The organism is Pseudomonas sp. KH_050, assembly GCF_057838875.1.
This window is the reverse complement of sequence record NZ_CM174478.1, coordinates 5,179,910-5,205,906: the sequence shown is the minus strand read 5'-3', so window position 1 is coordinate 5,205,906 and position 25,997 is coordinate 5,179,910. Positions and strand designations below refer to the sequence as shown.

Sequence of the window (25,997 nt, the reverse complement as noted above, 5' to 3'; positions counted from 1 at the left end):
ACATGCGTTCAATCCAGCCAACGAAAATTCGACTATCCGACGACCTGGCGGCACCCGAAGTCCCCGCAGCACTGCCGTTGCTGGATGATGAAGTGGCCTACACCATTCCACGCCCGGCGCAAGTAGGGGACTTGCAGGTCGACATTGAAGAGCTATGGGGCGGTACAGACACACTTGATCCAGGGGAAATCACCACGGTCAGTTTTCTATGGGATGGCGTGGAAGTCGAAACAACAACCCAAGAAGCGCCCTATGGAATTGAGATTCTTCCGTTCTCCGGTTCCATCCCGGAAATTTATTCCAGTGTTCCCGGTCTGCATCGTTTGCAGTACATCGTTGATCTGACATCGAACGGCAACATTACGATGCCGTCCGAACCTATCGAGGTGAATATCGACAAGGAAGCCCCAAACCAGGGGCAGCGCGGCAGGCGTTTGGTCTTCCCGCCCGATATCGTTGACTTCGGCGTTAGCGATGACTACCTGGCAAACCCGATCAACAATGATCAAGTGGTGGCAACCGTACCGGGTTGGCCCGACATGCGCCTGGAGGACGTGGTCGAGGGGTATCTGTCGCTGCTGCCGTCTGGCCGGCGTTCACATCGACGCTCGCGCACGCTCGACGTCGTGGCCCGGGCTGTGATCGAACAGCGGCACAAGGATGGTGCTCCCGTCGAGCTTGTCTTCGAAGGCGATACCCTCAGGCGCCACCGTAACGGCGATTACGACGCTCATTACTATTTGATCGACAGGGGCGGTACCGAAGGGCCGCGCTCACTTGCCGCTACGCTGTTGATCGACCTGACGCCGTCTCCATCACTGTTGCGGCGTCCCGAGGTACCCCAGGCGAATGCAGACTCCAATGGACGTATCGACCTGGACGATGCCCGAGCGCCTGGCGGCGTCTATATGAACATCCTGGAAATCACAGATACTGATGAGGGCGATGTCCTGCGGCCCTCCTGGAACCTGATCTCCCTGCCGGAAATCATCATCGGAGCAGGTCAGGTTTGGCCTATTCGGGTGCCAATCGATTGGCCCACGCTGGCCAGCGGTGGTTTTGAGATGACACCGGGAGTCATCCGCGCAGGTTACACCTGGCAGCGCGGGACGGGCGCGGCCAGGCCATCAGACCCCCGGTTTGTCCCGGTCGATCTGACCGTCGCCGGCCCTGTAAACCCGGACAATCCTGACCCGGTCAACCGGTTGCTGGCGCGGGCGACGGTCAAGGGGCTTACAGGCGATGATGTTCTGACAATTGCCGACCGTGGCAGGCCCGCGCGGGTGGTGGTGCCGCTCTATGCTGATCCCCGTGAAAGCCAGGTACTGGAGTTGATATGGAATAACCATCCAACGCCGGTCGACACCTACCCAGTGCAGAGGGGGGACAGAGAAGGGCAAGAAATCGAGTTTTTCATACCCTGGGCGCTGATCGAGCCCATCGCAAATGCAGTGGTGCCCCTTTACTACTGGACCTTCAACGGGATCAATCGGCAGCGGGCGCCGGACAAACCGGTAACGGTGAGTGTCACGCCGATTGCCGGCTTGAAGCGGCCGGAATTCCCTCAGGTTTCCTATGATCCGGGCCCGGATTCAGGCTTTATCGGCTGTACCCTTAAGCCGCATCCCGTTCATGGCGTGCAAGTGAAAATCCCTGGCGATGCCACCCGTCTTGAAGAACACGATGTCATCGAATTGAGCTGGGCCGGTTATGCCAGTACCAACGGCAACAGCAGCACACTCATACCGGGTACGGAAGACAGTTGGTCTCATACCCTCACCCTGGAGGAAGCGAGTAACGGTTACAGCTTCACCGTACCCTTCGATCCTTACATCAAACTCCCGGGCCTGGTGAGGCCTGACGATTATCCAAACAGACCTCGGCATGGTTCGGCGATAGCGCAGTACGAGGTCATCAGGAACGGTGTGCCTGCCGGTACATCAGGGCGCAACCTGGTGTTCGTTACATTGATTCGTCCTAACAGCCCACCTTGCCTCTCAGAGGATTGAATTTGCGAACCGTAGTTGTTCAAAAAAACAGACCAAGGCGCCTGATTTGATTTTCCGGTGCTGGAAAAAGCCTGCGACTGAGCAGGCTTTTTTTTCGCTATTTCAGACAGCTGGTTGAACGGTTGTCAGCGACAACGCTCAGCTTTTTGAGGCTGATAGATCTTTTTGAAACCGTATTAAAGGTTATTAATGCTGAACGTTATTAGATTGGGCGTTTTAACCCAGATAACCAGCCGATCTGGCTGATGCATGTTTTTTTGGTTTTTGCTACTTGTCAACTCTGACAGTTACGTAACCTGTTGCAGCTCTGTTTAATGAAAGTGCGGCCTGACGTAGTGTGTCAAGTCTATCCCAATACCTACACCCAGGGCTTGAGTCCGTGATTTTGTTCGCCCCGGGGGTTGTCATCTATTCAAGGAATCAGTGAAATGACATCTCAAGAGAAGCTTTCAGGCAGTCAAGAGCTAACAGGCAGCGTACCGAAAAAACACGCCTCAAGGCTTGAAGATCCACCGGCTACAGCACCAACACCTACCAATCTTCTCGCGGATGTTCCGGGCGACAGTCAGACCAATGTTGTATCTCGCGCGGTTCAAATCGCGGGGCTGCAGATTACACTTCCTCGGTGGTTTCCTTTGGCGGATCCGGGAGAAAACGACACAGTCTTTGTAATGGTAAACGGAAGCGTCGTAGATGTGCATTTGTTCCCTGGTGGGACCGCTATACCCGATCCGGTGCCGCTGACCATTAAAGCGGGCGAGTATCTCCAGACACATGGAACGAAGGCTGTCAGTTACAGGACGGTGCTGGCGAACATGAATGAAGCGACTTCTACTCCCGCGCCAGTTTTTGTCGATACTATCGATCCTAACTTGAATAATCAGCCTGACGCAATCCGGCTGCCACTGGACTTGCCAGGGGGAGTGGTAACACCCACCTACCTGGATGATAAAGGCGGCGTTGAACTGACTATCCCACGGCCAGCGGATTCCAGACCCGGAGATATCTATACAGTCCGTTGGAGTGTGAATGATGACCCGGGTCTATCGGGCCCAGTCCCCGATGCAGGGCCGATTCTGGTTACATTTACCCGCGCGCATATTATCGGCCTCGACGGAGGGGATAAAGCAATCACTTATGAAGTGCGCGATAGAGCAGGTAACGCTACTCAGACTTCGTTCCCCAGGACCGTGACAGTCAGTCTCAGTGAACCGCCAGTGCTGAGCGATCCCATCATTGAGACAAATCCAGCCCCGTTGATCACCAAGGAGCGGGCGCGTAACCGGGTGAAAGTTTCAATTGCAAGTATCACTGATTACCTGCCCACCGACAGGGTGCAGGTTTACTGGGGCACCAGTTTGATAGGTGATATTCCGATCGGATCGTTTCCTCTATTTCCTTTTGAGTTTTATGCCGATTACCCCGCTGTTGCTTTGCCAGGGAATTTATATATCGCAGACGTACAATACTTTGTCGTACGCGATAGCACTCGTTACCCTTCGGCAATCGCCAACGCGGCTGTAGATCTGGTGGAGCCGGGTATTATTAACCCAGGGCCAGGCCCTGAAGACGCCAGTCTTGAATTGCCGGAGGTAACAGGATTCACAGGCGGAACAAATGTCCTGGTTCCTGACGATAATGGTGAGCCTGCTGACGTAGCCTTTACTATTCCTGCGGCGCTAGTGCTCGGAGATTTCATTGATGTTTTCTACGGAACCGGCATGGGGCTGTTGGCGTTTACCTATGCTGTCACTGGGACGGAGGCCGTGGACTTTGACGTCACTGGTAAAATTGATTGGGTTATTATTGACGCCTACGGTAATGGCAAGATCCCTTGCTACTACAGAATCAGAAATGCCAATAACTACAAGCAGTCTCGTGCACAGGATGTCACAGTCGATGTATTCCGTTTGGGAGGGCTTGCCGATGTTACCTATCAAAAAATCAATACAATCAGTAACACTATTCTTTGTACTCATCGGCCATGGGACATGGCGCTGGGCGGGGTGCCGGTCAGGATTTTTGACCCCGCGACGCTTGAAGTAGGTGACAGGGTTATTGTTCATGTTGTCAGGTATGCCTTTGCCGACCCCACCACACCGATCCCGGGGAGCGAGATCAACACTCCGGAGCAGGAAGTGGGGTTCAATGACGTTACGAATGGTTTTATTGTCAATCTGAACCTGCCCTATTTCGCAGACTTCAGTGGGACCGGGGGGCGCGGTTGGGTGGGTGTAAGCTGGAGCCTGTTCCGTCCAGGACCGGGCGATAGAGGCAGCTCAGATGAAGTGCAAGCGAGATGGGACGTTCGTAGCGGTGCTACAGGGGGAACCTGTGTGCCGAACTCGACCCGTAAATGAAGACCTGAGGTGAAGTGCTGAGCATCCGTGAGGCCCGTTCTTGCGGATGTTCAGCGTCCAATGACATTACGTGCAGTGAGAGTTGTGCAAAAGCCAATAGATCTGCAAGTCAAATCCTTCATAGCCATAGGATAAGTCCTACATCCTTGGGTGCGCCCCATCTGTAGTCTCTGCACCGCTGAAGACGGAAGCCTGTTCGATATGGGGTCCGGATTCGAACTGGCCCTTTCTAAGAGACTTACACAAAGTGACTCACATTAACGCAACCTGTTTTAAATATTCCCCTTTGTCTGCAATGGTCAAACTCATGATCGTTGCGCCCTTTTGCTTTTTTGGCCAGCAGGCGTTGGCCGACATCGTCGTGGTCGATGGTAATGTCGGAACGGGAAAGCATGACGTTACTTCATCTGACGCCCCGTACATTTACCAACTACGCAACAACGCCACGTTGAATGTTCATGAGAATGCGCAAGTTCTGGGTATTCAATCTTCAAACTCCACAGTGAACATGACGGGGGGACGGGTAACCTCTTCTTCGCCCACGACTGCCGTGGTATTCACCAATAGCAAAGGTTTGATCTCTAATTCCTTCATTACCAGCACGGGTGCGGGTGCGCTGAATGTGGTGCGCAACCCTTCGTCCATCAGTGGCTCGGAAGTGGTGGTGAACAACACTGAAATCAGCGGCGGAACTTACGGGGCGAGTGTCACCTCATTCAGCACACTCGAATTGTTGAACAAATCAACACTGATCGGTGGCAGCCTGGAAGCCCTTACCCTGCGCGGAGGCCATGCCAGGGCAGTCGACAGCACCCTCACCGGTGCGACGAGCGGCGTGCGCATGACCCGTGAACACAGCACGATACTCACTTCGCCGCAGTTGGTTCTGGAAGGGTCGCGCGTTCATGGGCTGAACGGCGCGGCGATTCTGGTGGATCAGAACATCACCGCCGAAATCGACGTCAACAATGGCTCGACCCTGACAGGTAGTAACGGCAACCTGCTGGAGTTGACCAATGTTGCCAACGCCAACATGCGCGTCAACAACAGTGCCCTCAACGGGAATGTTCAGGTCGGCAAGGACAGTACACTGAACCTCAGCCTGGACGGTGCGTCCATGACTGGCGATGTGGTCAACTCCGGCGGTACAGCCAACGTAGCGCTGAACAATCACAGCGCCCTGATCGGCAACATTCAAGTGGGAGCGGACAGTGCGTTGAACCTCAACCTGGACCGTGCCTCCATGACCGGCGATGTAGTCAATGCCGGCGGTACGGCTAACGTAGCGCTGAACAACCATTCCGTGCTGACCGGGCGCCTGGAAAACGTCGACGGCCTGGCCGTCAACAGCGACGCGACCTGGGTGATGACGGCTGACCAGCAGATCAACGATTTGTCGCTCGGCGGCGGTAACGTCAAGTTTGGCGAGCCGGGGCAGTTCTATCGGCTGGATGTGCAGAACCTGTCGGGCAACGGCACCTTTGTGATGAGCGCTGACTTCGCTCACTTGAAGGGCGACTTCCTCAATGTCACCGGCACCTCGTCGGGCGCGCATCAATTGCTGATTGCCAGCAGCGGTGCCGATCCGTTGTCCGAGGACCGCTTGCACGTGGTGCATACCGAAGACGGTGGCGCGACGTTCAGTTTGTTGGGTGAGCGGGTCGATGTCGGGACTTACTCCTACCGTCTGATCGATGAGAACGACGGCAAGGACTGGCACCTCGATCCGGGCAGTAAAGTCATCAGCCCAAGCACGCGCTCCGTGCTGGCGCTGTTCAATACCGCGCCAACCGTGTGGTACGGCGAGATGACCTCGTTGCGTACTCGCATGGGCGAGGTACGTTTCAATCCCGAGCAGACCGGGGGCTGGGTGCGGGCTTACGGCAACCGGTTCGACGTGTCCTCCGGGGGCGGCTACAAGCAGACTCAACAAGGTTTTACCCTGGGTGCGGACATGCCAATCGCCGAAAGCCAGTGGGTGGTAGGTGTGATGGCCGGCCACAGCAATTCGCAGTTGGACCTGACCCATGGCACCTCGGGTACGGTGAAGAGTTACTACCTCGGTGCCTATGCCACCTGGCTGGACGAGGACGGTTACTACTTTGACGCCGTGGCCAAGGCCAACCGTTTCCAGAATGAGTCCAATGTCGCGGTCAGTGACGGCAGCAAGGTGAAGGGCAGCTACAACAACACGGGGATCGGCGTTTCGGCGGAGTTCGGGCGCAAGATCAAGCTAAAGGATGACTACTTCGTAGAACCTTATGCCCAACTGTCGACGGTGAGCATCCAGGGCGCGAGCTATCAACTGGACAACGGTCTGAAGGCCAATGGCGAAAGCACCCGTTCGATCCTCGGCAAGGCCGGTGTGACGGCGGGTCGTGACTTCCAGCTGGAGGATGGCAGCGTGATTCAACCCTACCTTCGCGCCGCCATGGTCCATGAGTTTGCCAATAACAATCAGGTCACGGTCAACAACAGCAACGTGTTCAAAAATGACTTGTCGGGCTCGCGCGCCGAGTTCGGCGCCGGGGTAGCGGTCAAGGTCTCGAAGAACCTGCAGCTGCATGCCGATTTCGAGCATAGCCAAGGCAAGAATATTGACCAGCCGTGGGGGGCTAATGTGGGGGTGCGTTACAACTTTTAAGGATGAGGGTTGAACAAGGGCGTTTTGTAGCGGCCATGTTTCATCCAACATAGCGGTAAAAATGCCCCATTTCGCGAGAAATGGGGCTTTTTCATTGTTACTTCGTGAAAGTGAAGAGGTCTAAATTGCAGTTGTCTCCAGTAGTGATTTCAACAGATTTTATTCTTTCTCCAGAGGGGGCAGTGAAATCAATATAGCTATGTATTTCATTAGGGTTCATTGCCAGCTTTCTCTCTCCAATGTTTATTCCTTGAGAATCAAAATAAATTACATGTACGGGTTCTTTCTGGAAGGCGCATGCAAATCTAATCCTGCGGCTACTGGAGGTTAGTGTAATTCTGGAAGTGCTTTCAACGGGATGCGAGCCATAGCCAGTGTTTGTTCCATATACCCTTCCGGCGTTGAATCCCGGAGCGCTAGGGCCATTATATATGACTCCATACTCAGGACCTCGCGAGTACTCTATTTTCATACTCGGAATATTGAGGCTTTCTCCTGGGCGTACTGTCTCGTTCACCAAGTGATCAAAGTTTTCTTCTAAGAAGAAGGGCTGTGTAAATGCAGTAAGCTTAAGTTCTGGTAGTGAGATCAGGTTTGATTCGTCATTGTTGCTGTGTACCGATACCTGGCACTTTATAGTGAGTTCACTATCATGAAGCAATTCATTCAGGTAACTCCTTGGTACGCTATTCTGCACAAATTTTTGGTTGAACTCCGTCGCACTCACTGGCGTACCATTACGCAAAGTGAGGTTGTGGGCTGCATTACCAGCCTTGGAGCCCTCCAGATAGATCCATACCGCGAGTCCAGCCTTGAAGAAGGGCCATTGCTCAACCTTGACGGTGACAGCGCCTGAAGCATCGAGTACCCCATCGATCTCTTCCACAACCGTCACAGGCGGCAGCGGATTGCCCGGTAATTCATCAAACGCCTGCACCCTCAGGTTCAGTTCGTCAGAACCCGTGGTAGCGCCTTGGCGTCTGACTTGGTAGCCCACTTTAAGGATCTGACCCAGGTGGGCCGCAATACTGGAGCTGGACGTTTTGAAGTCGACATATCCCTGACCAGGATTTCCCGGTTGTGGGTTGATGATCGGTGCGGTGAAGCCGGGCTTGCCGATCAGGAACACGGTGATGTCATCGGTGGCCAGCATCGGCGCATATCGCACACGAACCGTGAACACCGGAGGACTGTCGACATGCAGCGGATTGATCTGGGCACTCATGGGGCCGGTCTTCGTGGCTTCCAGTACTTCGGGCACCTCCAGGTCCAGCGCGGCACCGACTTTCATTGGGACCGCATGGGAAAACCGCGTGCGTTCGTTGTCCCGGCTGAGGGTGTAGTAGATCCGTGCCGAGCCGTTGAGGTTGGCCAGGACATAGGTACGCAGAACGCTGAACGGCAAGTCGCGGCCGACCCAATGGGCCAGTACCTTGAAGGGTTGCGGCGGTGCACTGCCGCCGACGGCGCTGCCTTCGAAGTGCAGGGTGATGGTGTCGTTTTCGCGGATAGCGGTGTGCGCCCGGACCAGAATGCGCGCATCGCCCAGGGACTGCTGCGGATCGAACACATAGTCCGGTGGCGGTGCCTGATCCACGGCGGGTTCGGGCAACGAGGCCTGGGGCTGGCCGACATCGAGCAGCAGATCCCGCGACGGGCGGGTCCCTCCGGCACCGGTCACGAGGTAGTAGAGCCTGAGGCTGCCGCCTTCGAGTTGGGCGATGTCGCCATTGGCCCCATTCATCAGGCGGAAGGTGATGTTGCCGTTGCCGGCCACATCGTCGATCTCCCGGTAATAATGCCCCGTGCCGTTGGCATAGGTGCCGTACAGGACCAGGGTGACCAGATCGAAAGGATCCTGGCCGGTGTACGCGTCAATTCTCACGGTGACAAACAACGACTCCGGCGGCAGGACGCCGTCCGGGGCTTCGTCCACGCGCGGCGGTGGCAGGCCGATGCCGACGGGCGTGCCGATGACCTGGACGATAGTGCTGTGTGAACGACGGTTGGGAACGCCGGTGCGGATGCGCTCATAGGACAGCTGCACGCGCCCGCCGACCAGCAGCAGAAAATCCTCGAAGGGGTAGGGGATGCGTGCATTGCGCCCGGTGACCGTGACCCGGTGTTCATAGAACGTGTCGACGGTGACCCCCTCCACCGTGCGCCCCCTGGCCCTCACCCGAATCAGATCGCCCACCACATAGTCGAAACGATGCACGGCGACCTCGAGGGTGGCGTCTTCGCCGTCGCGCTCATCCGCATCGAGGATGTCGTCCGGGGCTTCGAAGATGTAGCACTCGGGCAGTAGCGGTTCAGCGCCGTCATCCAGTTCGACCTCGATGAACACCGCCGGCGACCAGCCCAGGGAATAGTTGCCCACCTCGTCGACGATTTCGTACTCGCAGACGTGGGATCCGCTGCCGATCTGGGTCCAACTGCCGGCATACACCCAGATCACGATCGGTTCGCGGCCGGCCGCCTCGCCCTCGGTGACCAAGTGTTCGATGATCACCCCGCCGATGCTCAGGCGAATGCGATCGCGCACGGCGCGGTGGGTATTGACGGGTTGGCTGCTGTCGAGCGGGTAGAAGGGAATGCTCACCTTTACCCCTCGACCCGCTGCCGCCTCGTCGACGAACTCCAGTTCCGGCTCGGGCGGGGCCAGGTTGGCGTGCCAGGGCGTACTGGGCACTGGGTCACGCCCGGCGGGGGCCACGGTGTCGATTTTGAGCCTGAAGCGTCGGGTTTCGTCCTCTCCTCCGCCGCTCCGCGTGACCCGGAAAAACACCGGCTCGATCGTCCCGTCGGGCAGGCGTGCGCGGGGAATGGCCAGGGGAATCAGCAAGCCCTTTTCGGCTTCGTCCGTGGTCACGGTGTGAAAGGCCACTGGCGTGGTGAGATCGCGGCAGAACAGTTCGACAAAATCCAGTGCGGCCATGTCCAGGTAAGGCAGCAGAACGCACAGCAAGCCCTTGTCGCGATGGGTGTCCAGGGCGGCGAGATTGATCCCGCCGTCGAAGCCGACCACAGGCGTGGTCAGGCCGGGAATATAGAGTGGCAGCTGGTTGAACGGCACGGGCGTGTAGTGTTCGGGGGTGGACAGGTCAAACGTGTATTCCGAGCCCACACCGGTATTCTCGGGCGAGAAGCGTACGGGCAGTAAGTCGAGCGGTCCTGCGGGGAGCTGTTCCTGGTCCATGTTCGGCGTCCTGAGATGACAGAGGAAACGACCCGAAAACCCGAACGATGGGGGCGCGGTCGTGAAGACGATTTAGCGCCGTAGAGGGGGAGTGTGGATAGCTGACAGAAATGACAGTAGCGACGAACGGTTGTGGTTGGGGACAGGCGGTCTGTAGTCTGGAGGAGTACAGCCAGGAAGCTCTCAGGAGAACATAGTTTGCCGATGAATTCCTGTAGGCACAGGAGAACACCCGAAAAGCCGGGGCGGATTTATGGTTTAAATAAATCTGTCCCGGTTTTACTGCGGTTTGAGTATCGGTTTTAGGTCCTATGGTCGAAAATTAACGGTTAATTGGTCAGTGTTATGTTATCTACGAACAAGTCCTGTCGTACGGTATTCGTTATCGTCCACGATTTTATTTTTCTCCCGAGAGGGCTTCTATACTCTGCAAATTGTCTTCCCGCAGGTGCTGTATATCCGTGAATTTTTTGTCCTTGCTCATCAAAAAAATCAAGTTTCGTAGGATATTCTGAACTGAATTGGCGCCCGTGCAAGGCAAGCTTTACGTAGTTTCTTGGGTTGTTTAATACTATGTGAAGCTCAGGGGAGCCCAGTACCCAAATAAGTTGTCCACTAAAAAACATATCGGGAGACGTCGCAACTCCAATAATCCCTCTCCCGGGTACGGGGTAAATCGTCATTGCTGGAAGGACTAAAGGTGACTGCATGGTGAAATATGTGTCGAAGGGTGCACTTTCAAAAGTCTCAAGTACATCATATGTCACAGTATAATTACTTGTTGGAAAGCCCACTGCCTGCGCTTCAACTGTACTGCCGTCAAAAGTCACCTTGCAGGTGACGGTGATCTGGCTGTTTTCAGGCAGATCCTCTAACCAGCTGCGCAACACCGCTTTGTTGACCAGCCCATTCGCCGCTTCGGCCGAGGTGATCGCATAACCATCCAGCACCCGCAACACGTTGCTGCCTGCACTGCAAAACAACCACACGCGTTGTCCGGCTCCACTCAAAGGCCATTTCGCCACGGCAGCGAGTGCATCGCCGGTGAAGTCGTTCAGGTCCAGCGTCCCGCCTGAAGCGATGCCGTTGATGGTCGGGAAGGGCAGTGGATTGGGCGACAACTCATCAAACGCCTGCACCCGCAGGTCTAGTTCGTCAGAGTCCGTGGTAGCGCCTTGGCGTCTGACTTGGTAGCCCACTTTAAGGATCTGACCCAGGTGGGCCGCAATACTGGAGCTGGACGTTTTGAAGTCGACATATCCCTGACCAGGATTTCCCGGTTGTGGGTTGATGATCGGTGCGGTGAAGCCAGGCTTGCCGATCAGGAACACGGTGATGTCATCGGTGGCCAGCATCGGCGCATATCGCACACGAACCGTGAACACCGGAGGACTGTCGACATGCAGCGGATTGATCTGGGCACTCATGGGGCCGGTCTTCGTGGCTTCCAGTACTTCGGGGACGTCCAGGTCCAGCGCGGCACCGACTTTCATTGGGACCGCATGGGAAAACCGCGTGCGTTCGTTGTCCCGGCTGAGGGTGTAGTAGATCCGTGCCGAGCCGTTGAGGTTGGCCAGGACATAGGTACGCAGAACGCTGAACGGCAAGTCGCGGCCGACCCAATGGGCCAGTACCTTGAAGGGTTGCGGCGGTGCACTGCCGCCGACGGCGCTGCCTTCGAAGTGCAGGGTGATGGTGTCGTTTTCGCGGATAGCGGTGTGCGCCCGGACCAGAATGCGCGCATCGCCCAGGGACTGCTGCGGATCGAACACATAGTCCGGTGGCGGTGCCTGATCCACGGCGGGTTCGGGCAACGAGGCCTGGGGCTGGCCGACATCGAGCAGCAGATCCCGCGACGGGCGGGTCCCTCCGGCACCGGTCACGAGGTAGTAGAGCCTGAGGCTGCCGCCTTCGAGTTGGGCGATGTCGCCATTGGCCCCATTCATCAGGCGGAAGGTGATGTTGCCGTTGCCGGCCACATCGTCGATCTCCCGGTAATAATGCCCCGTGCCGGTGGCATAGGTGCCGTACAGGACCAGGGTGACCAGATCGAAAGGATCCTGGCCGGTGTACGCGTCAATTCTCACGGTGACAAACAACGACTCCGGCGGCAGGACGCCGTCCGGGGCTTCGTCCACACTCGGCGGTGGCAGGCCGATGCCGACCGGCGTGCCGATGACCTGGACAATAGTGCTGCGTGAACGACGGTTGGGAACGCCGGCGCGGATGCGTTCATACGACAACACCACACGCCCGCCGACCAGCAGCAGAAAATCCTCGAAGGGGTAGGGGATGCGTGCATTGCGCCCGGTGACCGTGACCCGGTGTTCATAGAACGTGTCGACGGTGACGCCCTCCACCGTGCGCCCCCTGGCCCTCACCCGAATCAGATCGCCCACGACATAGTCGAAACGATGCACGGCGACCTCGAGGGTGGCGTCTTCGCCGTCGCGCTCATCCGCATCGAGGATGTCGTCCGGGGCTTCGAAGATGTAGCACTCGGGCAGCAGCGGTTCAGCGCCGTCATCCAGTTCGACCTCGATGAACACCGCCGGCGACCAGCCCAGGGAATAGTTGCCCACCTCGTCGACGATTTCGTACTCGCAGACGTGGGATCCGCTGCCGATCTGCGACCAGGTGCCGGCATACACCCAGATCACGATCGGTTCGCGGCCGGCCGCCTCGCCCTCGGTGACCAAGTGTTCGATGATCACCCCGCCGATGCTCAGGCGAATGCGATCGCGCACGGCGCGGTGGGTATTGACGGGTTGGCTGCTGTCGAGCGGGTAGAAGGGAATGCTCACCTTTACCCCTCGACCCGCTGCCGCCTCGTCGACGAACTCCAGTTCCGGCTCGGGCGGGGCCAGGTTGGCGTGCCAGGGCGTACTGGGCACCGGGTCACGCCCGGCGGGGGCCACGGTGTCGATTTTGAGCCTGAAGCGTCGGGTTTCGTCCTCTCCTCCGCCGCTCCGCGTGACCCGGAAAAACACCGACTCGATCGTCCCGTCGGGCAGGCGTGCGCGGGGAATGGCCAGGGGAATCAGCAAGCCCTTTTCGGCTTCGTCCGTGGTCACGGTGTGAAAGGCCACTGGCGTGGTGAGATCGCGGCAGAACAGTTCGACAAAATCCAGTGCGGCCATGTCCAGGTAAGGCAGCAGAACGCACAGCAAGCCCTTGTCGCGATGGGTGTCCAGGGCGGCGAGATTGATCCCGCCGTCGAAGCCGACCACGGGTGTGGTCAGGCCGGGAATATAGAGTGGCAGCTGGTTGAACGGCACGGGCGTGTAGTGTTCGGGGGTGGACAGGTCGAACGTGTATTCCGAGCCCACACCGGTATTCTCGGGCGAGAAGCGTACGGGCAGTAAGTCGAGCGGTCCTGCGGGGAGCTGTTCCTGGTCCATGTTCGGCGTCCTGAGATGACAGAGGAAACGACCCGAAAACCCGAACGGTAGGGGCGCGGTCGTGAAGACGATTTAGCGCCGTAGAGGGGGAGTGTGGATAGCTGACAGAAATGACAGTAGCGACGAACGGTATGAACCCGCTCGGCCCATACCGATGAATCGCTCGTCCTTGAATACTATGGCGATCTGTTCCAGTACCTGAACAACGGCTCGGCGAGAAACAGCACAAACAACAAGCGCATCACCTGCATCGCCGTCACCAGGGGTACCGACAGTTGCAGGGTTTCGGCGGTCAGGCTCATCTCGGCAATCCCGCCGGGCATCATGCCCAGCGTCAGGGAACGTAGATCCAGTTGAGTCAGGGCGCTCAGGCCGAGTGCCGCGAGGGCGGCGATCAGCATGGTCAATGCCGTGCCGATCAAGGTCCGGCCCATGAACGATGGCGCGCGGCGGAAAAACTGCCGGTTGAAGTGACAACCCAGCCCGCTGCCGATCAACCATTGGCCAATCTGGCTACCGCCGTCGGGCAAGCCGATATGCAGATCCCAACCGATGCTCACCGCCGCACTCACCAGCAACGGCCCGAATAGCCAGGGGTTGGGTTGACGAAGGCGTTCCCAGAGCCAGGCAGCCAACGCGCCTGCCGGGAACAGGAGGGCCAGCCACCACCCGTTGACGGCCGAAGGATGAAAAACCGGCGCACCGTCGCCCAGCAAATACTTGAACGCCGCCGGCACGCACAGCACCACCACCAGCACCCGCAGACTCTGCCCCGCCGCCACCCGGCTGAGCACCGCGCCATTGCGGGCGCCGAGGTTGACCATCTCCCCGGAGCCGCCGGGCATGCTGGAAAAGAATGCGGTGGCGCGATCCTCCCCGGTACGGCGCATCAACCAGACCCCGACCACAGCGGACAGGCTGGTGACCAGCGCACCGAAGAAGATCAGACCGAAGTGGCTCAGTACCTGCTCCATCACCACCGGGGTGAAGTGCAGGCCGATGCCGATGCCGACGATCCACTGGCCGCATTTGCGCCCGCCAGGGATTTCCGCCAGTTGCCAGGGTGTCAGGCAGCGCACGAGGATGATCGCCAGCAACGAGCCGACCATCCACGGCAACGGCCAGCCGATCTGGCTGGCAAGGTAACCGCCAAGCAGACCGACCAGCGGGGTTCCCCACCAGGTCTTGAAGGTGGCCTCAGACATCGGCCAGGGCACGACGCTGCACGGAACGTTTGCGCCAGATCCGCAGAATCGGCACCAGCAACATCACCGCGACCAGCGCCCAGACAGTCATGGTGATCGGGCTCGACCAGAGAATCTCCAGCGCGCCGTTGGAAATCGACAGTGCCCGACGCAGGTTCTGTTCCATCAAACCACCGAGGATGAAGCCCAACAGCACCGGCGATAGCGGAAAGTCGAGCTTGCGCAGGATGTAGCCGAAGATACCGATACCGATCATCAGGAACAGATCGAAGGTGGTGGCATGCACCGCGTAGACACCGATCCCGGTGATGATCGCGATCATCGGCACCAGTGCCCAGTTCGGCACGGCAAGGATGCGGGTGAAAATGCGGATCATCGGGATGTTGAGGATCACCAGCATGATGTTGGCGATGAACAACGAAGCGATCAGGCCCCAGACGATGTCCGGTTGTTGCTCGAACAGCAACGGACCCGGGGTGATGTTGTACAGCGACAGCGCGCCGATCATCACCGCCGTGGTGCCCGAGCCTGGAACGCCGAGGGTCAGCATGGGCACCAGCGCGCCGCAGGCCTCTGCGCCGATCGCGGTTTCCGGGGCGGCGAGGCCGCGTTTGTCGCCCTGGCCGAACGTGCCGCTGTCGCCGGCGATGCGCTTCTCGGTCATGTAGGCCACAGCACTGGCCAGCGTTGCGCCGGCACCCGGCAATACGCCCATGATAAAGCCGAGCACGCCGCAACGGAGGTTCACCGCAAACACTGACGCGGCTTCCTTGAAGTTGAACATCATGCGCCCGGTCGCTTTGAACGCTTCCTGACCGCGATGGGTTTTTTCCAGCAGCAGGAGAATCTCACTGATGGAGAACAGGCCCAACACCAGCACCACGAACTGAATGCCATCGGTGAGGTGCAGATTGTCACCGGTGAAACGGTACACGCCGCTGTTGGCGTCGATGCCGACACACGACAGAAACAACCCGATCAACGCCGCGATAAACGTCTTCAGCGGACGATTACCGGCCATACCGCCGAGGCAGACAATCGCGAAGACCATCAGCACGAAGTACTCCGCCGGACCGAAGGCAATCGCCCATTTCGCCAGGATCGGGGCGAACACGACCATGCCGCAGGTGGCAATGAACGCGCCGATGAACGAACTCCACGCCGACAACGACAACGCCACGCCGGCCATGCCCTGACGGGCCATCGGGTAGCCGTCGAGGGTGGTCATTACGGTGGACGCCTCGCCTGGAATGTTCAGCAGGATCGAGCTGATCCGGCCACCGTATTCGCAACCCAGGTACACCGCCGCCAGCAGGATCAGTGCTGATTCTGGTGGCAGGCCAAGGGCAAAGGCGATCGGGATCAGCAACGCCACGCCATTGATCGGACCCAGGCCCGGCAGCAGGCCGACGACGGTGCCGATCAGGGTCCCGGACAAGGCAGTCACCAGGTTGTAGGGGGTCAATGCGACGCCGAAGCCGTGGCTCAAATAACCGAGAGTATCCATATCAGTTCTCCAGAACGTCGAGCAGCCCCAGAGGCAGCGGCACGTCCATCACTTTGTCGAACAGCAGGTAAAGGCCGATGCTCATCAGGCTGATGATCAGCACGCTGGGCAGCCAGCGACCGCCGTACAGGCGCGCCATCGGAATGCCGATCAGGATGCTGCTGAGGATGAAGCCCAAGGGTTCGAACAGGCCCGCGAACACCAGCAGCAACACCACGCAAAGGCCGATCTTGTTCAGGGTTTCGCGATCCAGTGGCGGATCGTCGTCGCTGTGCACGATGGGACTCGGGCGAAAAATCATGTATGCCAGGCCCAGCCCCATCAAGCCGAGCATCAGTAAGGGGAAGGCCCGCGGGCCCACAGGTTCGTAGGAAAAGGCCGCCTGATACGGCCACGCCATCAGTGTCAGGCCGACACAGATCAGCAGCAGCACCGAAGCGAAGATGCGTTGTAAGAGCATGGGAAACTCCTGGGTTGCGCCCCTGAAGCCCAGGGGCGCAACCGCTAGACAGGGGCGATCACTGGATCAAACCGAACTCTTTGGCCAGCACCTTGTAGTCGGCGACCTGTTTCTTCACGTAGGTGTCCAGCTCGGGGCCGGTCATGGCGAAAGGGAACAGTTCACGCTGATCGCGCAGCTTGGCGAAGTCTTCCGAGGCCAGCAGTTTGTCGAAGGCGTCTTTCCACCAGGCGTAGTCTTCATCGCTGACCTTTGGCCCGAGGTAGAAACCGCGCACCACCGGCCAGACAATGTCGTAGCCCTGTTCCCTGGCGGTCGGGATGTCCTTCATTTCCGGTTCGTCCAGACGCTTGTCGGAGAACACTGCGAGCAGGCGCATGTCACCGCTCTGGATGTGCGGCATGGAGTCGGAGATGTCGGTGCTGCCGACCTGGATGTGGCCGCCGAGCAGCGCGGTGGCGATTTCGCCGCCGCCTTCGAGGGCGACATAACGCAGGTCGCGCGGATTGATCCCGGCAGCCTTGGCGATCAGCGCGGTCTGCATCCAGTCCTGGCTGCCGACGGTGCCGCCGGAGCCGATCACCACTTTGCTTGGGTCTTTCTTCAGCGCCTGAACCAGATCGTCCAGCGACTTGTAAGGCGAATCGTTTTTCACTGCGATAGCGCCATAACTGGTGCCAACGGCCGCCAGCCAACGAACGTTGGTTTCATCGAAACGACCGAATTTGCCCTGGGCCAGGTTCAGCAGCGAACCGCTGGACCACGCCACCAGCGTGCCGGCATCGGCCGGGCGCTGAGCGACCACCGCGTTGTAGGCCACCGCACCGACGCCGCCGGGCATGTAGGTCACGCGCATCGGCTTGCTCAGCAGTTTTTCGTTGACCAGCGCGCTTTGCGCCAGTTTGCAGGTCAGGTCGAAACCACCGCCCGGCGAGGCTGGGGCGATGCATTCCGGGCGCTTCGGCTCGGCGAGTAATTGGCCGGCGAACAGCATGCAGCTGGCGGCCAGGGCAACTTTACGCAGTGATAGGTTCATCGTCGTCTCCACAGGAGTTGTTGTTTTGGTTGGAGCTGCCGCAGGCTGCGAACTTTTGCCCTTGGCGGTATGAATCAATTACCAAAGGGCAACGCTATAGCTGACCAGCAAACGCACTTCATCCGCGTCGCGGGCCGAGTAGTTGGAGCGGTAGGTGGCATTGCGCAGGCGCACCGCAACGTCCTTGAGGGTGCCGCTTTGCACGACGTATTTGATCTCGCTGTTACGCTCCCACTCTTTGCCCGAGTCACCGTTTTTCAGCTTGATGTTGTCACCGCTGATGTAACGGCTCATGAAACTCAGACCGGGAATGCCGAGTTTGACGAAGTCATAGTCGTAACGGGCCTGCCAGGAGCGTTCTTCGGCTTCGGCGAAGTCGTTGATCTGGACGAAGTTGACCAGGTACGGATCGCTGCCATCGACATAGGGGAAGGCGCTGTCGCCAGACATGTGCTGATAACCGGCGCTGAGTTTATGCCCGTTCAAGGCATAGCTGAGCAGGCCGTTAAGGGATTTGTTGTCGATGTTGCCGCCACGGGCCGCGCCCTGGTCGTCACTGATGGCCAGTCTCAGGTCGCTGGCGAAAGTACCAGGGCCTAAAGGTTGCGAAGCGACCAGGCCAATGAAGTGTTGGTTGTACACCTCATCGAGTTGGGCGTAGTGGTAGCTGGCGGTGATCTTGTCGGTGAACTTGTAATCCAGGCCGCCAAAGTCGAAATGCTCGCCGGTGGCACCCGATACGAAGCGGCCGTTCTTGTTGTTGAGGGCGATGTCCTCGTAGTTGCTGTCATCGCGATCCTTGGCCTGGTCCAGACGCCCGCCGGTGAAGGTCAGGTTTTTGATTTCTTTAGAGGTCAGCAGACCACCCTCGAAGGTCTGCGGCAGAATGCGCCCGTCGTTGGCCTTGAGGATCGGCAGTTCCGGGAACAGGCTGCCGATCTTCAGTTCGGTGGCGGAAATTTTCACCTTGCCGGTCAGGCCGAGCTTGGAGTACTCGTCGGCGGCACGCCCGTCATCGTGGGTCGGCAACAGGCCGGTACCGGTGCGGTCGGGGCTGGAGTCGAGCTTGACTCCGAGCATGCCCAGCGCGTCGACGCCGAAGCCTACAGTCCCCTCGGTGTAGCCCGATTGCAGGTTGAGCATGAAGCCCTGGGCCCATTCGTCACGCTTGGATTGCTGGGCGCTGGTGCCGTCGCGAAAGTCGCGGTTGAAATACATGTTGCGGGTTTCCAGCGTGGCGCTACTGTCTTCGAAGAAAGCGGCGTGGCTGAGCGGCGAAAAGCTTGCGAGGGCGGTGGCGCTGGCAAGGGCGGTCTGGCTGAGGCGGGATAAGCGGGCAGGCGGGCGAGCCTGTGGCTGCGTGGACAGCATGGTGAAGTACTCCGTTATTGTTCTTATTGGCGAAAACGCTTCGAGGCGTTTTTCGGTCACTACCCTTCAAATAGTCACGGCAGTCGAAACTGTCCGTAACCGGACTCTAACGGGCCAACCTTTCGCTAACCTTTCAACGGACTTTGAATATTTCCAGGCTTCACAGTGGCGGATGCAGCTGTAAACTCCGCGCCAAAGAATGGCGTCGTCCATCCCTGAACGAGGTACAAAACCATGCGTGTTCTTCTTGTCGAAGACCATCTGCAGCTGGCCGAAAGTGTCGCCCAGGCGCTGAAAAGCACCGGTCTGACCGTCGATGTGCTGCACGATGGGGTGGCCGCCGACCTGGCCCTGAGCAGCGAGGAATACGCGATGGTTATCCTCGACGTCGGCCTGCCGCGCATGGATGGTTTCGAGGTGCTCGCGCGATTGCGCGGGCGCGGGAAAAACCTGCCGGTGCTGATGTTGACCGCCCGCAGCGACGTCAAGGATCGGGTCCATGGGCTCAACCTCGGTGCCGACGATTACCTGGCCAAACCCTTTGAGCTCACTGAACTGGAAGCGCGGGTCAAGGCACTGCTGCGTCGCAGTGTGCTCGGCGGCGAGCGGCAGCAGCGTTGCGGGGGCCTGGTGTATGACTTGGACACTCGACGCTTTACCCTCGGCGATGACTTGCTCACGCTGACCTCCCGTGAGCAGGCGGTGCTCGAAGCCTTGATCGCCAGGCCCGGGCGGGTGATGAGCAAGGAGCAACTGGCCTCCCAGGTGTTTGGCCTCGACGAAGAGGCGAGCCCCGATGCAATCGAGATCTACGTCCACCGCCTGCGCAAGAAACTCGATGGTCAGTCGGTGGCTATCGTCACCTTCAGAGGGCTTGGCTACCTGCTGGAAACCCGCGATGCATAAGCCCAGCAGTCTGCGTTGGCGGTTGCTGTGGAACCTCGCGCTGCTGCTGGTGGTGTTGATGCTGGCCAGTGGTTTGAGTGCTTACTGGAATGGTCGGGAAGCCGCCGACACCGCCTATGACCGGACCTTGCTGGCCTCGGCGCGAACCATTGCCGCCGGCCTGTCCCAGCGCGATGGCAGCCTCAGCGCCGATGTGCCCTATGTCGCACTCGACACCTTTGCCTACGACAGCGCCGGGCGGATTTATTACCAGGTCAACGACATTCACCAGAAACTGATTTCCGGCTACGAAAACCTGCCCGGGCCACCACCCGGTACGCCGCGCACTGACGATTATCCGGCGCTGGCGCGTTTCTATAACGCCAAATACCAGGGGCAGAATGTGCGGGTGGTGAGCCTGCTCAAGCCTGTCAGCGAGCCGAACATGAACGGCATGGCGGAAATTCGTGTGGCGGAGACGGACGAGGCGCGGGTCAGCATGGCTCGCAGTCTGGCGGCCGATACCCTGCTGCGCCTGGGCATGCTGGCGATCGGCGCCCTGATGCTGGTGTGGTTTGCGGTCAGCGCGGCGTTGCGGCCGCTGGAACGCTTGCGCACGGCGGTGGAAGAGCGCCAGCCGGATGATTTGCGGCCCTTGCCGCTGGTGGAAGTGCAACATGAGCTGTGGCCGCTGGTGCGTGCGCTCAACCATTTTACCGAGCGCTTGCGCGGACAGTTCGAGCGTCAGGCGCAGTTTATTGCCGATGCCGCCCATGAATTACGCACACCACTGGCGGCGCTCAAGGCGCGACTGGAGTTGGGCCTGCGCGCGAAGGAGCCCGAGACCTGGCGCAGCACACTGGAAAGCGCCGCCCAAGGCACCGACCGGTTGACACATCTGGCCAACCAACTGCTCTCGCTGGCCCGCATCGAAAACGGCGCCCGGGCGATTGCCGAAGGTGGCGCGCAGTTGCTCGATCTCAGCCAATTGGCCCGTGAACTGGGGATGGCAATGGCGCCGCTGGCTCACGCCCGCGGCGTTGCCTTGGCACTCGAGGCGGATGAACCGGTGTGGTTGCGGGGCGAGCCGACCTTGCTTAATGAACTCTTGAGCAACCTGGTGGATAACGCCTTGGCCCATACCCCGCCGGGTGGCAATGTAATCCTGCGGGTGACAGCCCCGGCGGTGCTCGAGGTCGAAGATGACGGGCCGGGGATTCCCCAGGGGGAGCGTGATCGGGTGTTCGAGCGTTTTTACCGAAGCAGCCAGCAGGGTGCGGGTTCAGGGCTGGGCCTGGCGATTGTCGGTGAAATCTGCCGCGCCCATCTGGCGCAGATCAGCCTGCACGATGGCGCGCAGGCGGGGTTGAAGGTGCGGGTGAGTTTTGTGGCGGGGGAGGGCTGAGATTTTGCAAGTGGAACACAACACCTGTGGCGAGGGGGCTTGCCCCCGCTGGGTCGCGAAGCGGCCCTGAAATCTGCAACCCCGCTGTGTCAGACACACCGCATTCTCTGGTTTTACGACTGCTTCGCAGCCGAACGGGGGCAAGCCCCCTCGCCACAATTTGCCCAAGTCGCAATCGTGATTAATAAAACATCGACCGCGCGTCTTCCAGATCGCTGCACATCACTTTGTTTTCGGGATCAATGCCGAGCTTTTTGAAGGCCGGCACGTTGATAACGTCGATCCTGGCCAGCGGGTGCTCGGTATTTTTATGACAGCACAGCGTCGCGATCTGCACCAGATCGACATAGTCGACCTTCTCTGACTGGCGCTTGAAGTCCAGGTATTGCCCGGGCAACTTCATCAGCATTTCCGGAAACTCCCAGACGCTGAGCAGCTTGTCGCCAAGCAATGGATGAATGTGTTCGATCACATGGTTGAGGCTGACCGGGTCCGAGAGCAGCTCATAGTGATCTTCGGCGTAGGTCAGGATCGGCAGTACACCGATCTGATGCACCAGGCCGCCAAGCGCCGCTTGATCCGGCTTCAATTGAGTATGGCTGCGGCACAGGACATAACTGACGCCGGCCACCTCCAGGCTGTTGCGCCAGATTTCTCGCATTTTTTGCTCCACCACCTCGGAGCGGGCATGGAAAATCTGCTCCATGACCAGACCGATGGCGAGGTTGCTGCTGTAGTTGACGCCCAGCCGGCTGACCGCGGTATGCAGATCGGTCACTTCCTGGGCCGCCCGCAGCAACGGACTGTTGACCACTTTGATCAGGCGCGCCGACAGCGCGGTATCGCGGCCAATCACCTTGCTCAGGGTGCTGGCGCTGATATCCGGATCTTCAGCGGCCCGGCGAATCCTCAGGGCCACTTCCGGTAACGTTGGCAGAACCAGGTCATCGTTATAGATGGCCTCAACCAAATCCTGTTGGACCTTTTCCGCCAGCTCGCTCATTTCTGTTCTCTAGGGTGTTGCAAAAGGGTGCTGCAATTAACGCTGGATTTCGCGATCACGGTCCAGTTGGTAAGGCAGGTCGAGCAGTTGCAGGGCGGGCCCCTCTAGCGCGCCAAGATGGATGATCCCACCGTCAGCGGCTTCGGCTTGCAGCACGGCCAGCAGTTCAATGCCTTGCCCGGCCTGGGCGGCAATCACTACTTCGCCGATGGAGCTGCCGTGGGTCGGGGAAAACAACTGCGCGCCGGGTTCAGGCAGTTCACTGGCGTCCAGTTGCAGGCGATACAGCCGACGCTTGAGTTTGCCCAGGTACTGCATGCGCGCGACGATTTCCTGGCCGGTGTAGCAGCCTTTCTTGAAGCTCACGCCGCCGACGGCTTGCAGATTGAGCATCTGCGGAATGAACAGTTCGCGGGTAGTGGGCATGACTTGGCCGATGCCGGCGCGAACCTGCCCCAGCAACCACTGATTCAGATCGCCCTCGACCAGTTGCGCGGACAGTTGATCGTGCAGGGTTCGGGCCTGATCCGCTGCCGCCCAGAGTTCGGCTCGGTCAGGGGATATGCGAATTGCGATCAGGCCATTGGCGCGCACTACGGCGTCGGTTTCCGCTGGCAGCTCAAGCCCCAGCGCGGCCAGTGCGGTATCCGCCTGGCCGAGGCCGAAGCGAACCCAGGCGGCGCTTTCGTCAGTCAACTTCGATTTGGAGAACACCGCGTACTTTTTCAGGTCCGCCAGTTGCGGCTCCAGCAGCTCGGTGGCCATCGCCAGCAGGAAGCCATCGCCTTGCATCAGGATGCGAAAGCTCGACTGCATGCGACCTTTCTGGGTACAGCGGGCGCCGAGGCTGGCCAGGGTGTCGCTCAGGTAATTGAGGTTGCAGGTCAGTTGCCCCTGAAGGAACTTGCTGGCGTCCGGGCCGCGAACGGCGAGAACGCCTTCGTGAGACAAGGTGCAGAAAAAAGCGGAATCAGCCATGGGTCATCGCAGGTCAAAAAGTCTGGAGGACATCATAAGGGGGCGCCCATGAAATGGGTAGTTAACAAAGGATAGCGGATGGCCGACCAAAGCCGAGTGTTCGTTGCGGCCCCGGGCTGTATACTTGCGCTCTATTTGAGGAGCGCTCCATGGTCGAAGATGTTGAACTGAACCGCCTCTACTGGCACAGCCGCCGCGGCATGCTTGAGCTGGACGTATTGCTGGTGCCATTCGTGAAGGAGGTTTACCCGCACCTCAACGAGGTTGATCGCGCTTGCTACGTCAGACTGCTCGAATGCGAAGATCAGGACATGTTCGGCTGGTTCATGGAACGTGCCGAATCGCAAGATCCTGAGCTGCAGCGCATGGTCCGAATGATTCTGGACCGTGTCCAGCCCAAGTAATCATTTCGAATGCCGCTGGCATGCCTCTCGGCGGTTGCTGGCGGCTTATCTCCTGGCCCAGCTGTTCGCGCTGGGTTCGCTGTTGCTGCTATCGATACCGATCTGGGCGAGCCTGTCCGGGGTTGCCTTGTGCCTGGCCCATGGCCTGTGGGCGCTGCCACGGCAGATTCTGTTGACTCATCCTTCGGCTTTCCGCGGTTTGCGCCGGGATGCCGACGGCTGGCAACTGTGGAATGCCGCCAATGGCTGGCAGCCGGTGCAGTTACGCCCCGACAGCCTGGCCTTGCCGCTGATCGTGGTGTTGCGTTTTCGTCTGCGCGGTGAGTGGCGGTTGCGGGCGATCTGCGTGCCGCATGACTCGCAGGCGGCGGATCTGCACCGACGCCTGCGGGTTCGACTCAAATTCAGTCGACGTAGGTGGGCGGCACCAGAATAGTGTCGAGGGCAACCGGCAGCATGTCCGGGTAATCGAGGGTGTAGTGCAGGCCGCGGCTTTCCTTGCGCTCCATGGCTGAGCGAATCATCAACTCGGCCACCTGGGCCAGGTTGCGCAACTCGATCAAATCCCGGCTGACCTTGTAGTTGCTGTAGAACTCATCGATCTCATCGAGCAGCAGGCGCACACGATGCTCGGCCCGTTGCAGGCGCTTGTTGGTGCGCACGATCCCGACGTAGTCCCACATGAAACGCCGAAGTTCATCCCAGTTGTGCGCAATGATCACGTCTTCGTCGGAGTCGGTGACCTGGCTGGCATCCCAGGCGGGCAGGGCGAGAGAGTCCCCGATATGCGGCAGTTGCTCAAGAATGTCCGCCGCTGCCGAACGGGCATAGACGAAACACTCCAGCAACGAGTTGCTGGCCATGCGGTTGGCGCCGTGCAGGCCGGTGAAGCTGGTTTCGCCGATGGCGTACAGGCCAGGCACATCGGTACGGCCCTGTTGATCGACCATTACCCCGCCGCAGGTGTAGTGCGCCGCCGGAACCACCGGGATCGGCTGTTTGGTGATGTCGATGGAGAATTCCAGGCAGCGCTCATACATGGTCGGAAAGTGGCTCTTGATGAACGCTTCCGGTTTGTGGCTGATGTCCAGGTACACGCAATCGACGCCCAGGCGTTTCATCTCATGGTCGATGGCGCGGGCGACGATGTCCCGCGGCGCCAGTTCGGCTCGAGGGTCGAAGCGCTGCATGAAGCGTTCGCCATTGGGCAGCTTCAGGTGCGCACCTTCGCCGCGCAGGGCCTCGGTGATCAGAAAACTCTTGGCCAGCGGGTGATACAGGCAGGTAGGGTGGAATTGGTTGAACTCCAGGTTCGCCACCCGGCAACCCGCGCGCCAGGCCATGGCGATGCCGTCACCGCAGGCGCCGTCGGGGTTGCTGGTATAGAGATAGACTTTTGCTGCGCCACCGGAGGCCAGGATGGTGAAGCGTGCGCCATAGGTGTCGACTTCGCCGGTGCCGCGGTTGAGCACGTAGGCGCCAAGGCAGCGTTCGCCGTCCAGGCCCAGGCGTTTTTCAGTGATCAGATCGACGGCAACCCGTTGTTCCAGCAGTTCGATGTTCGGCCGTTGTTTGGCCTGGTCCAGCAACGTCTTGAAAATCGCCGCGCCGGTGGCATCGGCGGCATGGATGATGCGTCGGTGACTGTGACCGCCTTCGCGGGTCAGATGAAACTCGAATCCGCCGTCTTCGGTGCCGGATTGTTCATCGCGGGTGAAGGGCACGCCCTGGTCGATCAGCCACTGGATAGCCTCGCGGCTATGCTCGACGGTAAAGCGCACCGCATCTTCATGACACAGGCCGCCACCGGCATTGAGCGTGTCATCGACATGCGACTCAATGGTGTCGGTGTCATCCAGTACGGCGGCAACACCGCCCTGGGCCCAGAAGGTCGAGCCGTTGGCGAGATCGCCCTTGCTCAATACGGCAATGCGCAGGTGACCGGGCAAGGTCAGCGCAAGGCTCAAACCGGCAGCGCCGCTGCCAATCACCAGAACATCGTGTTGAAACTGTTGGCTCATTTCAGGATTCCGCTCAATGCGACCCGGGTCGGGGTTGGCGCAAGACACCTGGATCGGCGAGTCAGGCAGCCACACAGCCCCCTAGTATATAGAGGGGTGGATCGGCACA

The 25,997-nt window shown here is 59.2% G+C and carries 17 protein-coding genes; 7 read left to right on the top strand and 10 right to left on the bottom strand.

Annotated elements, in window-relative coordinates; genetic code table 11:
• Positions 1 to 2 precede the first annotated feature (2 nt).
• The 3 genes from AC3IUA_RS23850 to AC3IUA_RS23840 all read left to right on the top strand — a co-directional run bounded on the left by AC3IUA_RS23850 (position 3) and on the right by AC3IUA_RS23840 (position 7,013).
• Positions 3 to 2,009, top strand: a complete 2,007-nt coding sequence (locus AC3IUA_RS23850) for a hypothetical protein (RefSeq protein ID WP_489357327.1) — start codon at positions 3 to 5, stop codon at positions 2,007 to 2,009.
• A gap of 428 nt (positions 2,010 to 2,437) precedes the next feature.
• Entirely contained in the window at positions 2,438 to 4,369 is a 1,932-nt protein-coding gene (locus tag AC3IUA_RS23845; protein WP_489357326.1) for a hypothetical protein, read from the top strand.
• 307 nt (positions 4,370 to 4,676) lie between these two features.
• On the top strand, positions 4,677 to 7,013 hold the full coding sequence (locus tag AC3IUA_RS23840) for an autotransporter outer membrane beta-barrel domain-containing protein (RefSeq protein WP_489357325.1): 2,337 nt from the start codon (positions 4,677 to 4,679) through the stop codon (positions 7,011 to 7,013).
• Between the two features lie 97 nt (positions 7,014 to 7,110).
• Here the strand turns inward: AC3IUA_RS23840 and AC3IUA_RS23835 are convergent, their stop codons facing one another.
• From AC3IUA_RS23835 to AC3IUA_RS23805, 7 genes are all read right to left on the bottom strand, one after another.
• On the bottom strand, positions 7,111 to 10,212 hold the full coding sequence (locus AC3IUA_RS23835; RefSeq protein WP_489357324.1) for a hypothetical protein: 3,102 nt from the start codon (positions 10,210 to 10,212) through the stop codon (positions 7,111 to 7,113).
• 329 nt (positions 10,213 to 10,541) lie between these two features.
• Complete coding sequence (locus AC3IUA_RS23830) at positions 10,542 to 13,613, bottom strand: hypothetical protein (protein ID WP_489357323.1); 3,072 nt, start codon at positions 13,611 to 13,613, stop codon at positions 10,542 to 10,544.
• 176 nt (positions 13,614 to 13,789) lie between these two features.
• Entirely contained in the window at positions 13,790 to 14,818 is a 1,029-nt protein-coding gene (locus tag AC3IUA_RS23825) for an AbrB family transcriptional regulator (protein ID WP_489357322.1), read from the bottom strand.
• Entirely contained in the window at positions 14,811 to 16,325 is a 1,515-nt protein-coding gene (locus AC3IUA_RS23820; protein ID WP_489357321.1) for a tripartite tricarboxylate transporter permease, read from the bottom strand. The genes AC3IUA_RS23825 and AC3IUA_RS23820 overlap by 8 nt, the downstream gene beginning before the upstream one ends.
• Before the next feature lies 1 nt (position 16,326).
• The gene (locus AC3IUA_RS23815; RefSeq protein WP_489357320.1) at positions 16,327 to 16,785 is read right to left on the bottom strand and encodes a tripartite tricarboxylate transporter TctB family protein; all 459 of its coding nucleotides are present in this window, start codon (positions 16,783 to 16,785) and stop codon (positions 16,327 to 16,329) included.
• A 58-nt stretch (positions 16,786 to 16,843) separates the two neighbouring features.
• Entirely contained in the window at positions 16,844 to 17,821 is a 978-nt protein-coding gene (locus tag AC3IUA_RS23810; RefSeq protein ID WP_489357319.1) for a Bug family tripartite tricarboxylate transporter substrate binding protein, read from the bottom strand.
• A gap of 78 nt (positions 17,822 to 17,899) precedes the next feature.
• Positions 17,900 to 19,192 (bottom strand): OprD family porin, encoded by a 1,293-nt coding sequence (locus tag AC3IUA_RS23805; RefSeq protein ID WP_489357318.1) that lies wholly within the window; start codon positions 19,190 to 19,192, stop codon positions 17,900 to 17,902.
• Positions 19,193 to 19,426: 234 nt separating this feature from the next.
• On the opposite strand from AC3IUA_RS23805, the gene AC3IUA_RS23800 reads away from it, so the two are divergent.
• Both AC3IUA_RS23800 and AC3IUA_RS23795 read left to right on the top strand, forming a co-directional pair.
• Positions 19,427 to 20,098, top strand: a complete 672-nt coding sequence (locus AC3IUA_RS23800; protein WP_489357317.1) for a response regulator — start codon at positions 19,427 to 19,429, stop codon at positions 20,096 to 20,098.
• A complete protein-coding gene (locus tag AC3IUA_RS23795; protein ID WP_489357316.1) occupies positions 20,091 to 21,482 on the top strand; it encodes a sensor histidine kinase in 1,392 nt (463 codons plus the stop codon). The genes AC3IUA_RS23800 and AC3IUA_RS23795 overlap by 8 nt, the downstream gene beginning before the upstream one ends.
• A 181-nt stretch (positions 21,483 to 21,663) precedes the next feature.
• On the opposite strand, the gene AC3IUA_RS23790 is transcribed toward AC3IUA_RS23795, so the two are convergent.
• Both AC3IUA_RS23790 and ygfZ read right to left on the bottom strand, forming a co-directional pair.
• On the bottom strand, positions 21,664 to 22,485 hold the full coding sequence (locus AC3IUA_RS23790) for an HDOD domain-containing protein (RefSeq protein ID WP_489357315.1): 822 nt from the start codon (positions 22,483 to 22,485) through the stop codon (positions 21,664 to 21,666).
• Positions 22,486 to 22,521: 36 nt separating this feature from the next.
• Positions 22,522 to 23,463, bottom strand: coding sequence for a CAF17-like 4Fe-4S cluster assembly/insertion protein YgfZ (gene ygfZ / locus AC3IUA_RS23785; RefSeq protein ID WP_489357314.1), 942 nt, complete (start codon positions 23,461 to 23,463; stop codon positions 22,522 to 22,524).
• A gap of 149 nt (positions 23,464 to 23,612) precedes the next feature.
• Here ygfZ and AC3IUA_RS23780 point away from each other — a divergent pair, with 149 nt between their 5' ends.
• Both AC3IUA_RS23780 and AC3IUA_RS23775 read left to right on the top strand, forming a co-directional pair.
• Positions 23,613 to 23,867 carry an FAD assembly factor SdhE gene (locus tag AC3IUA_RS23780; RefSeq protein ID WP_489357313.1) on the top strand — a complete coding sequence of 85 codons (255 nt, stop codon included), beginning with the start codon at positions 23,613 to 23,615 and terminating at the stop codon, positions 23,865 to 23,867.
• On the top strand, positions 23,851 to 24,303 hold the full coding sequence (locus tag AC3IUA_RS23775) for a protein YgfX (protein WP_489357312.1): 453 nt from the start codon (positions 23,851 to 23,853) through the stop codon (positions 24,301 to 24,303). The genes AC3IUA_RS23780 and AC3IUA_RS23775 overlap by 17 nt, the downstream gene beginning before the upstream one ends.
• Here AC3IUA_RS23775 and nadB read toward each other — a convergent pair.
• Positions 24,272 to 25,888: an L-aspartate oxidase gene (gene nadB, locus AC3IUA_RS23770; RefSeq protein WP_489357311.1), complete on the bottom strand. Its 1,617-nt coding sequence runs from the start codon at positions 25,886 to 25,888 to the stop codon at positions 24,272 to 24,274. The two genes, AC3IUA_RS23775 and nadB, sit on opposite strands and share 32 nt — an antisense overlap.
• Positions 25,889 to 25,997 lie beyond the last annotated feature (109 nt).